This is a genomic window from Cyanobacterium sp. T60_A2020_053 (genome assembly GCA_015272165.1).
Taxonomy (GTDB): Bacteria; Cyanobacteriota; Cyanobacteriia; order Cyanobacteriales; family Cyanobacteriaceae; genus Cyanobacterium.
Genome location: JACYMF010000103.1, coordinates 15,685 through 30,848, shown reverse-complemented (window position 1 = coordinate 30,848; position 15,164 = coordinate 15,685). Strand labels below are relative to the sequence as shown.

The following is a 15,164-nucleotide window of genomic DNA, read 5'->3' as shown; positions in this document are numbered from 1 at the left end:
AGTATTTTGGTGAGGGGAGGTGTCAGGCTTCGGGTGTCAGGTTTCAGGTGAAATGTTTATAAATTAAAGACTTTAGCCAAATAGTTACTTTTCATAAATTGCTCATTTGTATCAATTATTTTTGATTCGGATGAAAAAAATAGAGTATTTTTAGAGTAAAAAGTCAATTTATGACACTTTTTGTGATGTAGAATAGACTTTAAACCTTTATTTGACAAGGGTTTTGATTTATTCAGCAGACCCTAATTAAAGCATTAGAACTTCATAATTCATAACTCATAATTCATAATTCATAATTCATAATTTCCCTAGCCAAAAGACAGCGCACTCCCCCGCACACTGGTATTAATAATGCCTTTTTCCAGAGCCACTTGACCACCGACAATGGTATAAACAGGATAACCAGTCAAATTCCACCCCTCGAAAGGACTCCAACCGCATTTACTTTGCACATTTTCTCGCAATACGGGGCGATAAGTGTTTAAATCCACCAAAATTAAATCCGCATCATAATCCAACTCAATTTTACCCTTATGAGGAATATTGTAGAGTTTGGCGGGCGCTGAACACATCCAACGCACAATATCACCTAAACTACAGCGCCCTTCCTTGTAGAATTTAGTCAACATCACAGGCAAAGAAGTTTCTACCCCCGGCATCCCCGAAGGAGAATTAGGATAAGGTTGAGCTTTTTCTTCTAGGGTGTGGGGCGCGTGATCCGTTGCGATACAATCAATAACGCCATCTTTCAGCGCCCTCCACAAAATTTCATTATTTTCAGGCGATCTCAACGGCGGATTCATCTGCGCAAAAGAACCGATTTGAGCATAAGAATCTGTATTTAAAACTAAATGTTGCGGTGTCACCTCCGTAGAAACCCAACTAGGTTTATGCTCTCGCAAATATTCCGCCTCAATACCCGTACTAAGATGTAAAATGTGTAACCTTCTTTGATACTTATTAGATAATTTTAAAGCTAATTTAGTGGCATTAAGCGCCGCCGTCTCATCCTGAATGGTGGAATGAATCGCCACATCAGTGATGCCATGATACTCCTTTTTACGCTCCACAATGCGCCCTTGATCCTCCGCATGAACCGCAATTAAACGACTACCCTTCGCAAAAATTGGCTCAATTTCTTGCTCTGTACTAACCAACAAAGCACCATGGGACGAACCCATAAAAATTTTAATCCCACAAGCTGGAGTTGCATCGCGCAAATCATCCAAATTTTCCGATGTAGCGCCCATAAAAAAACCATAATTAACTAAACACTTCTGGGACGCGCGCTGTAACTTATCATCTAAAGCCTCTTGAGTTGTAGTTAAGGGGCGAGTGTTGGGCATTTCTAGGAAAGAAGTCACCCCCCCCATGACACAGGCACAAGAAGCCGTAAAGAGGTCCTCTTTATGTTCTAAACCCGGTTCACGAAAATGCACCTGCGGATCAATTACTCCGGGTAAAAGGGTTAATCCCTCAGCATCAATAACCTTTTCTTCTGCTACTTCTAAATTCTCACCAATTTCCGCAATTTTTCCTTGTGTTATCCTTAAATCACCTTGAAAAATATCACCATTTGCTAAGAATATTTGAGCATTTTTGATTAGTAAATCTGCTTGAGTCATAAATTGATTAAACCTGATATATAATTTTTAAGAAAAGAAAAACTTTATCTATTGATTATATTAAGTTAATTGTTTGCCATAAACTATTTTGCTTCATTTTAATTCATAATCTTTCTCATTTGTAAAACAAATATATAACAAGGAGTTAATGAAAAAGTGGAGTCGTGAGGGTAATCAATTATGAATTATGATTTCCTGTTGCCTGTTACGATAAGATAATTCTCACAACCGATTTAGTATTGCTATATGTATTTTTTCATAATATTTTTAAATAATTTAAGTTCTTTTTTATCAGAGAGTCAAATAAGTGAATAATTCAGAATTTAGAAAAATAATAGTTGATGAAAAAAGGCAAAGAATAGATGCTTGGTTAGCAGAAAAAAACGAAGATTTATCTCGTTCAAGGATTCAAAAGTTAATTGAAGATGGACAAGTATATGTCAATGATCGTCTTTGTGATCAAAAAAAAACTATTTTAAATTTGGGAGATGAAATATTTTTACATCTTCCCCCAGTGATTCCTTCTCATATTCAGCCCGAAAATATTCCCCTTGACATTCTCTATGAAGACGAATACCTTTTAATAGTCAATAAAAGTGCTGATTTTGTAGTGCATCCAGCGCCCGGTCACCATACAGGAACTCTAGTAAACGCTCTATTAGCCCATTGTCCAGACTTAACAGGTATTGGAGGAGTTGAGCGCCCCGGCATTGTGCATCGTCTTGATAAGGACACCACAGGGGCGCTGGTGGTAGCTAAAACAGAAGAAGTATTACACCACTTGCAAGGACAAATTAAAGCAAAAACTGCCCGAAGAGATTATTTAGCCATCGTTTACGGCAATTTTAGTCAAGAAAATGGTACTATTGATCTACCCATAGGCAGACATCCCCACGAAAGAAAAAAAATGGCTATTGTGGAAGTAGAAAAAGGGGGGAAAGAAGCCATTACCCATTGGCAAGTGAGGGAAAAGCTAGGGAATTATTCTTTAGTAGAATACCGCTTAGAAACTGGGCGCACCCACCAAATTCGAGTACACAGCGCCCATGTCGCCCATCCCATCTTAGGTGATCCCCTGTACGGTTCGGGGCATTCAGTGGGCGTAAACTTAACAGGACAAGCCTTACACGCTTTTTGTCTGACTCTTACTCACCCAATTTCGGGAGAAATAATCAGCGCCGAAGCACCCATCCCCCCAGAAATGGAGAAATTACTGCGTGTTTTAAAAAATCGCCTTTAATTTTCAGGAGATTTTTATTGTTAAAAATGCTGTGGCAATTTAATTTTAATCCAATCATCAATTAATTGATTAACCTTCTCTGGGATTTCATCATGGGGACAATGACCAGCTTCGAGGTAAAATTCTGTTAAATTTGGGCAAAATTCCTTAAATCTAGCGCCCCTCTCCCTAGTTTTCATCCATGGGTCTTTTTCTCCCCATAACATCAATAAAGGACAAGATAACTGTCTAAGTAAATCATCAATATTATCACCTTCAGGATTTTTAAACACAGAAGAAAAAACTTGTAGCGCCCCTGCATCACAGGAAGGACGATAAATGTCTTCAATTAACTGATCATTAATAGCAGAATGATCTAAATATACTTGCTCAAGAGTTTTACGAATATTTTTTTTATTTTTTAACCGTTGAAACAAAAAGAAAGTAACCCAAGATTGACTTAAAATAAAACGAGTCAATTTTTGCGTAAAAGTAGGATTTTTCGGACGACTATCAGAAAAAGGTCCAGCGCTATTAATTAAAATTAAACCAGCCACATTACCAGCGCCCTTCGCCCCAGCACAAAGACAAGCATAACCGCCCAAAGAATTACCAGCTAAAATCGTTGGTTGAGTGATTACTTCCGTAATGAAATCATTAAGCTGATCTTGCCATAACATACCATTGTATTCCCAAGGCGGTTTAGCCGAGCGCCCGAACCCCAATAAATCAATAGCCCAAACTTGATATTTTTCTTGTAATTGATGAATATTTTTGCGCCAATGATCCGTAGAAGCACCAAAACCATGTACTAATAATAATGGTGGCTTCTCTGGATTAGTCTTTCCAGCTTTGACATAGTATATTTTTTCTCCGCGCCATAGCCAATACTCCCCGGGTAAAGACGGCACATCATGGATAGATTCTACAGTTAATGTCATTATCTATAATCAATTTTTGTTAAGTTATGTTAACTATTCTAACCTAACAATTTTTAACCAGAGGTAGGTTGGGTTGAGGTTACGAAACCCAACAATGGAAAGAAAGGGAAGCAGAGGGAGAAAGGGAAGCAGAGGGAGAAAGGGAAGCAGAGGGAGAAAGGGAAGCAGGGGGAGAAAGGGAAGCAGAGGGAGATAATTAATAGTTTTTCATTGTCAATTATTCATTATCAATTGTCAATTATCAATTATTCTTTTATCCAATCTTGAGGTTTAAGAAAAACATCGTATAACTCAGCTTCAGGGGTATTTGGTTCGGGCGTAAAACCATATTCCCAGCGCACGAGGGGAGGTAAAGACATCAAAATGGACTCCGTGCGCCCGTTGGTTTGTAAACCAAAAATAGTGCCTCGATCATAGACTAAATTAAATTCCACATAGCGCCCTCGGCGGTATAACTGAAAATTACGCTCTCTTTCCCCATATTCCTTAGTGCGATTACGCTCCGCAATGGGAGTATAGGCAGGTAAAAACGCCTTACCACAATCCTGCACAAAAGCAAAAATTTCTTCCCAAGAGCGAGAATTTTGAGCGGGTAAACCATTACTATATTGTGCAGCCCCTTTGTCAGGATGAGGCCCACGATACAAAGGATCATTTCCGTCTTGATAGTCAAAAAAGATACCTCCTACTCCCCTAGTTTCATTACGATGCTTGAGATAAAAATACTCATCACACCAACGCTTAAACACAGGATAATACTCAGCATGATGCCGATCACAGGCATTTTTAAAAGTTTGATGGAAATGGCGCGCGTCTTCGGCAAAAGGATAATAAGGAGTTAAATCAGCGCCCCCCCCAAACCACCATACAGGTCCGGCTTCAAAATAACGGTAGTTTAAATGTACTGTAGGAATATAAGGATTTTTAGGGTGTAATACCATAGAAGTGCCTGTGGCATAAAAAGAATGTCCTTGCGCTTCCGGGCGCTGTTGCAAAATACTAGGGGGAAGGTGATCGCCCCACACTTCAGAAAAATTAACGCCACCTTGTTCTAATAAAGCCCCGTCAGTCATTACCCTTGATCTACCGCCACCCCCTTCCGGGCGCTGCCAACTATCTTCCTGAAACTTGCCCTCTCCGTCTAAGGCTTCTAAACCTTGACAAATTTCATCTTGTATGGATTGCATAAACTTACTTACCCTTTCTTTGGCATCTTGGGGAGGTAAAGATTTAATAGTATTAGAGTTAATATTTTCTTGAGTAGCGCTATTCATGCCAATATTTCTTTTAAATTGTTTTAATAACAGTTTTTCTAATATAAACCGTCAGCGCCCTTCACCTCTCCATTATTTGCACTTCTTAACAACCGTTTATTAGAGTGGCTCATCATAAATTTTAATGCTTCATTGCCAATTGAATTTGAAACCAAGCTCCAGTTTTCATGGGATGGTTCCGGGCGCTGATTTTTCCGCCGTGCGCTTCAACAATTTGTTTAACAATATTTAAACCTAAGCCACTGCCTTGCTTGGCATTTCTTACTCTCGATTTATCTCCTCGATATAGTCTTTCAAATATATAGGGCAAATCTTGTTCATCAAAACCGCAACCCTGATCCATAATGTTAATAATCAGCCAATGTTCAGCATTGACGGTTTGTTTTCTTACTTCTACGGTAATTAGTCCGCCCACGGGGCTATGTTTGATGGCATTGTCAAAAAGATTAACAAAGGCTTGTATTAAATAGTTTAAGTCTCCTTCAATCATCATCATTTCTTCTCCTTCATACTCGAAGGCGATTTCTTCTTTTCCTGCAATCATTGCTAATGACTGCCAAGCGGATAAGATTAATTGTTTAAGTTCTAAGTTTTGCCATTCCAAATTTTGATAGGGATTTTGATCCCATTGTGCCGCTTTTAACCAATTTTCTACCAGGGTGACTAGACGATTTATTTCTTGGTATAATTGTTCTAGCCAAATTTTGTTTTTATCACCACTTTGCCTAATTAATGTTTCTGTTAATAGTGACATGGATGTTAGAGGAGTTCTTAATTCATGACTTAAATCAGTGTAAGCCTGTTCTCGGCGCTGGGTTAATTCTTTGATTTTTTGTTTATCTTCAATAAAAAGAGCAACTTCTTCTCTGGGTAGGGGAATAGCGGAGGCTTTTAAATAAATTGGTGTGTAGTTTTCAGCTTTTTTCTTATCTTCTTCTAGGACATAGTTAGGAGTGGGAAAAAACTGCCACTTAATAGATAGTGGTTGTTGAGTTTTGCGAGTTTGTTGGATGAGTTGGTCTAATTCATAAGAGCGCACTAATTCTAAGAATAAACGTAGTCTTTCTGGTTGCCAACGTTGTATCAGTAGTAGTTTTTGGGCTTGTTTGTTACAGTCAATTAAATGATTTTCGCTGTCAATTCTGAGATAGCCGACGGGCGCTTGATTGATTATATCTTGGAATGATTCTTTTTCTGCTAGAAGATGTTGATAGTCTTTACTGAGAAGATTTACGCTTCTTTTAACTTGCGATACTTTGGAGAATGAAGGAATTTGTTCAAATTGAGATAAAGAGATGAGGATTTGATGTAATTCTTTGTTAATTTTTTTTTGCCACCACCATAACGAAATCATTCCAACCATTAAGCCTAAAAAAAAATAGATCATCTAATTTAATTTCGTGACACCCATTAATTACTTTGACGAAATTTTTATTTATTGTACCTTAGTTCAATGTCAAGTTATCAGGTTTACACTTTTTGTATGGAATCTACTTAAGTATTATCGAATAATTTTTTCATTTTTCTTTCATTTTCTTCTATAATAATGATAGAAAGTTATTGCAGGGAAAAAAATGACCAGCGCCCTCCACCTTGATATTAAAAATTTGACAGTAAGTTATCAGCAACTGGAAGCCTTACGCAATATCAATTTAACCGTTAAAACGGGCAGGGTGACGGGCATTATTGGACCTAATGGCGCGGGGAAAAGCACCCTAATCAAAGCGATGATGGGCTTAATTACCCCTAGAATGGGTAGCGTGATGTACGGTCAACACCCCCTCACTTCGCAACGGGATTTGGTTGCCTATGTGCCACAGAGGTCGAATATTGATTGGGATTATCCAGCTACGGTGTGGGATGTGGTGATGATGGGTAGAGTGAAAAAAACTGGTTGGTTACGCCCTTTTTCGAGAATGAGTCGTGAAAAAGCAAGTCATAGCCTTGAAAGGGTGGGGTTGAGGGCGCTGGGTAATCGCCCTATTGGGCAATTATCAGGAGGGCAACAACAAAGGGTATTTTTGGCGCGCGCCCTGGCTCAAGATGCTGATATATTTTTCTTTGATGAGCCTTTTGTGGGAGTAGATCAAAAAACTGAAACCATCATTTTTGAGATTTTTCAAGAACTAGCTAAAAGTAATAAAATTGTCATGGTAGTTAACCATGATTTGGGGGAATCTATCAACAATTTTGACGATTTGATTTTGCTCAATAAACAGTTAATTGCCTACGGGAAAAGAGAAAATGTGTTAACTGATGTCAATATTTCCAATGCCTATGGTGGCAAAGTTTATTTTGCCTCTCAAGATGATGTAGCTTAATGGGGTGGGTTGTCGAGGTTGGTTTGATCAGTTAATTCTAAGAGATTATTAATGGTGTCTTCCGCTGGAATTTCTTGATTTTCTGTTGTGCTTTCCATAGTTTCATTTACTTCCTCTATATTTTCTTTTAATTCAGTTAATAAGTTATCAGCATTTTCTGTTATCGCTTCTACTTCTAATTCTGGTAACTTTTCTTCTATTAGTTCACTTTCTTTTTGAGTTTCTTCCGTCTCTATAATTTCTTCAACAGCGCCCTCCACCTCACTATCTGTCTCATTTTCCTGAGAAACCTCTATATTTTCCTCCATTTCTAAACTGGGTTGAGGGGCGCTGTCTTGATCTTGATTATTTTCTGGGATTAAAGTATCAATATCTTCAGAAGAAGAATCATCATCATTTAACCAATCATCATCATCTTTAGTGTCTTCCAAAGACATATTATTATCCGTAACGTTTTTTAGCTCTGTATTATCCTTTTTCGGTCTATTAAGAATATTAATCAATTTGCTAAAAAAGCCTTTTTTCTCATTTCTGTTAGTTTGTACTTCTGGTGTTTTATTTTTTACCTTTACTAATTCGTTTTGGTTGTTCTCAATATCTATTTCTTCTTCTTTATAATCATCTTTTTCTGTTACTGATGTAGTGTTTTGATTTTCTTCTTTTAGATCAGAAGCAGTAATTTTATCCTCAATTTTAATATTTTCAACCTCAGAATCAGTATCTGTCATCTCGATTTGATCACTTAAATTGACTTCAGGAGATTCTACATCAGTGGTAGTATTTTCAACTAATGTAGAGACAATATTATTATTCGGTAAAGTTTCCAATTCATCGACATTTTCTAATGCCTCTTGAATTTCGGGAGTAATATCAGGAATAGTAGTTACATTATTATCCTCTTTTGTCACCGATAGAGAAGATTTTGTGACACTTTGAGGAGTTTTAGATGCGGGGTGAGGGGCGCTGGATTTATTCTTTTTCTGAATCAAATTTGGTAACTTTGCTAAAACAGAGAGAATAAAACTTAATACAGAAAATCCTTCTAAAGAATTAGTTTCATTTTGTCGCCATGCTTTCCTTAACTGAGTATTCTCCCAAATGAAAGCTACTGTCACTGTTGTAATTGCCATTTGAGATAAAAGCACAGCACCAGTGAATCTTCCTGCACATATCCAGAGAGTCAAAGCATAAAATAATCCTAAACCACTCCATAAAAAATCATCTTGACGGTGAATGTTGGGGCGAATAAAAGCAGTTAAATAGAGATTAAGACTAACGACAGCAATAATTACAGCGAGAAAATAAGCTAACATAACCAAATAACCTAAAGTTTTGGGCAAACAACTTAATTATACTGTGAACCTGTTGGCTACTCCCCTCATCTAGGGCAAACATTACAAAAGATTAAGACTGATTTTCCTTTTCCATCACAGCTTGACGAAACCCCAACACCACAAAAATATTAGACAAAGTTAAAAAAAACTCAGCGCTACCATGTAACCAATCTACATTAGCCAAAGAAGTATCATAATGAACTTTTGCATAAATTCCTGCTGGAATCGTTACAAAAACAAATAACAATAAAAGATAAAAACCTCTTAAAGCTAACTTAGGCACTTTTTTTGACTTAGTTAAAAACCATAAAAATCCCAAATAGGGAAATAAAGAAACTGCAAATAAATTCTCGATACTCATGTTTTATCTTTTTTCTTAAAAATTTCATCTTCAATATATTTTACAGGAAGATTACTTCCCAAATTTTAGTTACTTTTTGTTAAGAAACTCAAATCAATAAACTTTCACTGTTATCATAGAAGTGTAGCTAAATATACAGAAAATATTTATTACATACTTGATTTATCATTTCTTAGGAGATAAACGGTTATGGGTACACAATATATAGATACAATTTCAATTATTGTCATTATCACCGTTGCTAGTGCCATATTATTGCCCATTTTTGGTTGGGTTATTTCTTACCCTCAGAAAAGATTATCTTAATTTATCGAGAAAACTCAAAGTACTTTTAATCTCAATTATTCATTGTTTGAGTGGGGTGTAAAACCCCTTTTTTTCGTGAATAAATTTAAGTAAAATTCTGGTATTCTCTGATATATTTAAAAGGAAAAGGAATAACCGTGCTTTGCCCAGTACGAACGAAATCCACATCCATAGTTTTTAGTAAATCTCTAAAAATTAATCGACAATTTTCCACCGCCACAACTTTACGAAGATGACAACTATCTTTAAATGAATGCTTGATACTACCCTCTGTATTGCCCACAAAATAATAGGCTTCTTTATCTGTTTCGCCAAAATAATTAATATTTAAAGAACTAGCAAATAAAGAATTTATATTTTCTTTATCTTTCGTCAAAATAAACCTGATTTGATATTTTTCTAATAAGTAATTTCTAAATCCTTTCCCTTCACTTGTATCACATTTCGTGCCAGAACCTAAATATTTTTGCATAAATTCATATAACTTATCTTTTGGTAAATCATGAGAGTAATGATTTTCAAGTTGTTGACAAAACAAAGCAAATTTGTCTTTATTTAATTGCTCATTTTCTGCTAAAAATTCTTTAGCAATTTTACTCATTTTTAACCCATTTGCTAAATTTTCAGGCAATTTTTTACTAACTTCCGTTAGCGTAGAGTTTATTTTTTCTAAATCTGGTAAAGTAATTTCATCAGAGCGAAAAATCAAATTAATATCACCACCGTCTGATAACATAAAACCTTCAAACTTAAAAGATGATTTATTCTTTTCTTCTTTATCTTTTATTTGCTTAATATGATTTTGATAGTCTTCATATCGATGATCTTCAGGAAAAATACTTTGGTTATTTATTTCCTCAAACTCAAAGCTACCATCACTGTTGATAGTCATAAAAGTTAATGGTGAATCGTCTTTATTTTCATCCTTATACATTGCAAATACCCATTTTTTATTTAATTCAAAAATATTTAACTGAGTATTACTTTGTTCCTCTGATGAATTACAAGCATTATCAAAATTAATATTTAACATTTTTTGCCAATCAAAAAGACTAATTTTTTTATTTTTAATATCCTTCTTAATAATTAACTCTTTAATCACAGTTTTAACCATAGCATCAGATATTTTATTACTTGATTCAATCGTTATATGTTGTCGGAAAGTATCATCATTTAATCGTAAATGTGGATCATTGAGATTGTTGTTATGATAAAATTCGGCATCGTGGATAATTCTAATATTAAAAATACCTTCAATATCTTCACTACTGTTAGAAATTAATTGAGGATTATTAAAATAGGATGAGAGTTTATTTTGGAGACTATTAACTAAAGATTCAGACTTATCATCATTAACTAAATCTACAATGTTTACCCTTTGATTATTAAGAATAGATTGTAGATTTTTAGCGTCTTTAAGAATGAAAGTTTTATCATTTAACTTAATGGATTTGTCTATACCAATCTCCACAAATTTGACATCAACATATTTATTTAATTTATTTTTAATCTTTTGATAAACTTCATAAATAATACCCGCTCTACTTTCTTGAAACTCATTCAAATCCTTAAACTTAATAAAGTCTCTATGGGCTTTTTTATTATATAATCCTGCTTTAATATAAGTTGTTTTTGGATCAGCTTTACTATCATCATCAAGCCATCTTTTTAAGGTATTATTACTTTTATCAATGAAATAGAGAGGGGTGTTAAAAGATTTTTTGAATTGTTTTTTGAGTCGGTAAGTGCTGATACTAACGTTTAATAAATATTCCTTGTCACTATTATTAATATAATCTAATTTTACCTGAGCAACTTCAATCGATTGACTTTTTTTATTACTTCCTAAAGATGGTACTTTTAGTAAGCAACCTGTTAAATTAGAGAAGTTTAATGAGTCAAATTTGGAATTAGCATAACCGAGATAGTTTAAGAGTAAGCGCGCTAATGCTTCCCCAAAAACAAAATATTCCACGCTATCATTATTACTATTTTTTGGTTTAACTTCTTTAACTGTGACATCCCCAAATTTTTTTGTATCTTGAGGTATTTTATGGCGTAATTCATAACCATTATTATCACTTGAAAACATAGCATAGGCATATTGTGCGGTATAACAAACTGCCAAGGCTTTATAGTCATCACTAATTAGAAAATCTAACTGTTTTGCACCTATCCATTTTTTATCAGCAGTCTGTCTCTCTAAGCGGAGAAAAATAAAATCTTCTTTAATTTTATCAATATTAAAAGTAATTTTTAAACGATTAGTTTTAATAGTATTCATATTTTATTGATTTTGTCGGATATATATTGTAATACTCTAGGATTAACCTGATTATTTTGACATAAAAATGGTATTCTGATAATTTTATCATCATCTGAAATAGTAGGTTTAAATGCTGTCTTATTGTCATGAGCTAAGATGTTAATAATAATAACTTTTTCAGCATTAATTTGATTCATTTTTGCTCTAATTTTGTTTAACTCGGTTTCTTCGTCTTTATCAAAACTTCCTCCCCAAAATTTAAAGTCAATATAAATACCATTTTGGGTTTTGAAATCAAATCTTTCATATTCTTTCTCTTCCAGTGGTAATAAATTAATATCATTTAGGTAATTTTCTAAAATATATTTACCAGAAACTTCCCCCAGCGCCCCTCGATAGATATTATTAAATACTGGTGGAGTAATAATCAACTCAGATTGAGGAAATTCTGTCGCCCAATTATTATCGATAAAATGTTGTTTTAATCCAGCAATTTTCATCAGTTTAGGTAAACGAGATGCCTTTTCACTTACTTCATAATCCCCTTCACTTTTTTCAAAGAAAATTTCAACATTTTGATAATCTCCCGTTTGAGTAAATCGGTAATAATTTTTAGATTCAGGCAATTTTACATAAATATAACGCCATTTTTGGTCAAAGTTTTCTTGGCTAATTATAGTTGGTTGACGTAAAACTTGTTCTCGTAAAGATTGCCAATCTTCAATATAATTGTCATTCCAAATACCATTTAATCGACTTTGTATATAACACCAAGATTGATTACTAATATTTTCAGCTTTAATTTTAGCTTCTAATTTTTGTTTATTTAACATATTCTTTTGATCGAATTTAATACAATGTTTAGTCAATTCTTGATATTCTTTAACGGGGATAATTTCTACAGGTAAAATATCACCATCAAGATATTTTTTAAGACTTTTATGGGCTAAAATATGGATGACGGGCGCTTTTATATTAGTTCGACAAATTCGCCCTAGTGCCTGAATAATTACTTTGTTTACATATTTTATATAAGCAGTGCTTTGATAAAGATCAATTTTTTCTTTCCCCTTAAAACCTTTATCTCCTATATAATAGTGGAATGCTTTATCTAATTTATTTTTAAATTGTTGTACTGATAATGCACTATTTTCTCTTAAAAATTCTAGCTGAAATAAATGTTTAATAAAATCTTCATCTTTAACATCATCAGAGTTAAGAGGAGTTAATAAATTAGTTGGTTTTTCTAAATAAACACCATTAATATCCATTTCCTCTCTACTCTCAAAATCATTAATTTTGATGGTTTGATAATCATTAGAAATAGGATATTGCAAATTAACCCCAGCGCCCAGTGTTTGATAAGTCGAAATGATAAAAACTCGTTTTCCTTGCTGTAACTTATCTTTAAACTCTTTGAACTTATCATCAAAATTATTACTATTAACAACTAAAATTATATCTTTGATTAAGTTAATATCATTTCTTTGATTGGGATTATTATAATCAATATTATTGGCGTAACAAAAGTATTCATGAAGTATATCTAAATCAAGTTTTTTATCTTGGAACTTAGGCAATTTATTTAAAAAACAAATAAACGCCCGACAATCTTCATTTTTGTTAAAATAATGCCATGCCTCTATCATTCTAACATAACGACAAAAAATATATTTCTTCTCACATTTATTTAATAAATTATTAGCGCACGTCTCATCATCGACAATTTTTATCAGTGTTTCTAATGCCTCGTCTTCCGATTCTTCTGTGTCTGTAAATTTTGTTTTTATCGTAACTTTATCATAACCTTTAGTAATTTTTTCGTATTCATTTCTTAATTGATTGATTTCATCTTCTGAAAGATAATAAAAAGAGTTTTTGAGAGAATTTCGCAAATAATCTAAGTCATAATTACCAATATTAGTATCCATGTGGGCTGTAGCTGAAATACCTATCACCATTGCTTTTTTGCATACTTCTTCTAAAATTATTTCTGGAGTACGATTGTAATTATAGAAATAAATTTTAGAGTTTAAATCATGATTATCGTCATCCACAACATCATAATATTTAAAACCAATTTCATAAAAACTTTTTAGCTGATTAATACTTTTATCTTCTTCATTCTGAAAAGATTGATAATTTTGTTGTATATTGTCTGATAAAAACTTAATAGTTTCTGGTTCTAATTTAAAATTAGATAAAACTGTACTAATTGCTGATTCAAGGGAAAAGATAATGTTTTCTTCTTCTTTTTTGAGATTTTGATAGTTTTCGGCTAAAAAACTAATTCCTCTTTGAAAGTAGTTAATAAAACCAATCATTCTACCAGTTAAAGTTGATAATCTATCTTGTTTATATTTATTAAAATCTTTATATTCAACCGTTTTTATTTGGTTAATTTTATTTTCTTCATCCTTGCATATAATGAGATTTGAACTTCTGTCTAAAACGTGATGAGTTTGATAATCATAGAATAAAAAATTTCTTTTAGGTTTTTCTTCATTGTTAGACTGATATTTATAATTATACTGTAGAGAAAAGTCCTCAAATATTTTCTGAGATTTTTTCCTTAATTCTTCAACTATTTGTGATAAAAGTATGATTTTATTATTTTGATTGGATATTTTTTTCCTTCTTTGAGATTCTTTGAGTAAAAATGTAGGAAATTCTGTATTTTGTAGATGGTTATGAATATTCAAAAATAAATTAATTAAATCTTTTTTCTTCGAGACTTTTTCAGAGATAATTTGATTTAAAATTGCACTTTTAGTGGAATCAAATTCATCCATAAAAATTAAAGCATTTTTTGCTAGTTGTTTATAACAAAAATAGCTAGGTTCAACTAGGGTTGAATTTTTTAAACAAAATTTATCGATACTCATAAATAAGACTGTTTTTTCATCTGTAAAAACAGCAGGATACAATTTGCCTATCCATTGATACTCTGGATCGTTTTTGATTGCCTTAATACGATCTTGTTTTGGCTTAATGTTTTCTAAACTTTTTTGTATTGATTTTCTAAATTGAGATTCATATTTTTCTATTTCTTTTTTGATAAACTTTCGGTAATCTGATTCAATATTTGGCAAATTTTTAAATATTTTGATATTTTCGATTAATTTGCCATAATTTTTACTGTTTTTATAATTGTCATTTATTTCATTTTGTACACTTAATAAGTTATTAATAATGCAATCAAAATTAGAATCAATAAATAAGACATGATTATCATATTCTTTTTCTTGATCATCTTGGACAAAGCGTTGCTTTAAATCTTCGTGGGGCAAATTCTTTTTAAGATTGGTAAGAAAAATTATTTTTCGGTTATCTTCTTTAAATTGTTGATAATTTTGGTAGATAAATTCTAAAACGTTATAAGTTTTCCCGAAACCTGTGGGCATACTAAGAAGCAATAAACCCTTTCTTATTTCAAGGCAATATTTAGCTAAAATACTTTGTAGGGGATTCACGATTTTAATTTGTACGTGAAATTTCCTGATTGTTTCTACGATTC

The 15,164-nt window shown here is 33.1% G+C and carries 10 protein-coding genes; 2 read left to right on the top strand and 8 right to left on the bottom strand.

The annotated features are described in order from the left end of the window. Positions 1-308: 308 nt before the first annotated feature. Entirely contained in the window at positions 309-1,625 is a 1,317-nt protein-coding gene (locus IGQ45_13645) for a dihydroorotase (GenBank protein ID MBF2058219.1), read from the bottom strand. A 358-nt stretch (positions 1,626-1,983) separates the two neighbouring features. Here IGQ45_13645 and IGQ45_13640 point away from each other — a divergent pair, with 358 nt between their 5' ends. Next, entirely contained in the window at positions 1,984-2,865 is an 882-nt protein-coding gene (locus IGQ45_13640; GenBank protein ID MBF2058218.1) for an RluA family pseudouridine synthase, read from the top strand. 20 nt (positions 2,866-2,885) lie between these two features. Here IGQ45_13640 and IGQ45_13635 read toward each other — a convergent pair whose 3' ends face one another. From IGQ45_13635 to IGQ45_13625, 3 genes are all read right to left on the bottom strand, one after another. Further along, a complete protein-coding gene (locus tag IGQ45_13635) occupies positions 2,886-3,785 on the bottom strand; it encodes an alpha/beta fold hydrolase (protein MBF2058217.1) in 900 nt (299 codons plus the stop codon). A 245-nt stretch (positions 3,786-4,030) separates the two neighbouring features. Then, the gene (gene hemF, locus IGQ45_13630; GenBank protein ID MBF2058216.1) at positions 4,031-5,059 is read right to left on the bottom strand and encodes an oxygen-dependent coproporphyrinogen oxidase; all 1,029 of its coding nucleotides are present in this window, start codon (positions 5,057-5,059) and stop codon (positions 4,031-4,033) included. Between the two features lie 121 nt (positions 5,060-5,180). Continuing rightward, positions 5,181-6,446 carry a PAS domain-containing sensor histidine kinase gene (locus tag IGQ45_13625; protein ID MBF2058215.1) on the bottom strand — a complete coding sequence of 422 codons (1,266 nt, stop codon included), beginning with the start codon at positions 6,444-6,446 and terminating at the stop codon, positions 5,181-5,183. A 187-nt stretch (positions 6,447-6,633) separates the two neighbouring features. Here IGQ45_13625 and IGQ45_13620 point away from each other — a divergent pair, with 187 nt between their 5' ends. Further along, entirely contained in the window at positions 6,634-7,380 is a 747-nt protein-coding gene (locus IGQ45_13620; protein ID MBF2058214.1) for a metal ABC transporter ATP-binding protein, read from the top strand. Here IGQ45_13620 and IGQ45_13615 read toward each other — a convergent pair. From IGQ45_13615 to IGQ45_13600, 4 genes are all read right to left on the bottom strand, one after another. Further along, a complete protein-coding gene (locus IGQ45_13615; protein ID MBF2058213.1) occupies positions 7,377-8,720 on the bottom strand; it encodes a hypothetical protein in 1,344 nt (447 codons plus the stop codon). The two genes, IGQ45_13620 and IGQ45_13615, sit on opposite strands and share 4 nt — an antisense overlap. Positions 8,721-8,784: 64 nt before the next feature. Continuing rightward, positions 8,785-9,075, bottom strand: coding sequence for a DUF3593 domain-containing protein (locus tag IGQ45_13610; protein MBF2058212.1), 291 nt, complete (start codon positions 9,073-9,075; stop codon positions 8,785-8,787). Positions 9,076-9,466: 391 nt separating this feature from the next. Further along, positions 9,467-11,665, bottom strand: a complete 2,199-nt coding sequence (locus tag IGQ45_13605; GenBank protein ID MBF2058211.1) for a hypothetical protein — start codon at positions 11,663-11,665, stop codon at positions 9,467-9,469. Continuing rightward, positions 11,662-15,120 (bottom strand): hypothetical protein, encoded by a 3,459-nt coding sequence (locus tag IGQ45_13600; GenBank protein MBF2058210.1) that lies wholly within the window; start codon positions 15,118-15,120, stop codon positions 11,662-11,664. The genes IGQ45_13605 and IGQ45_13600 overlap by 4 nt, the downstream gene beginning before the upstream one ends. Positions 15,121-15,164: the final 44 nt, after the last annotated feature.

Bases quoted from the DNA above. Each gene is read 5' to 3' on its own strand.
- IGQ45_13605 (MBF2058211.1), bottom strand. From the start codon at position 11,665: ATGAATACTATTAAAACTAATCGTTTAAAAATTACTTTTAATATTGAT.
- IGQ45_13620 (MBF2058214.1), top strand. From the start codon at position 6,634: ATGACCAGCGCCCTCCACCTTGATATTAAAAATTTGACAGTAAGTTAT.
- IGQ45_13625 (MBF2058215.1), bottom strand. From the start codon at position 6,446: ATGATCTATTTTTTTTTAGGCTTAATGGTTGGAATGATTTCGTTATGG.
- hemF (MBF2058216.1), bottom strand. From the start codon at position 5,059: ATGAATAGCGCTACTCAAGAAAATATTAACTCTAATACTATTAAATCT.
- IGQ45_13635 (MBF2058217.1), bottom strand. From the start codon at position 3,785: ATGACATTAACTGTAGAATCTATCCATGATGTGCCGTCTTTACCCGGG.
- IGQ45_13610 (MBF2058212.1), bottom strand. From the start codon at position 9,075: ATGAGTATCGAGAATTTATTTGCAGTTTCTTTATTTCCCTATTTGGGA.
- IGQ45_13645 (MBF2058219.1), bottom strand. From the start codon at position 1,625: ATGACTCAAGCAGATTTACTAATCAAAAATGCTCAAATATTCTTAGCA.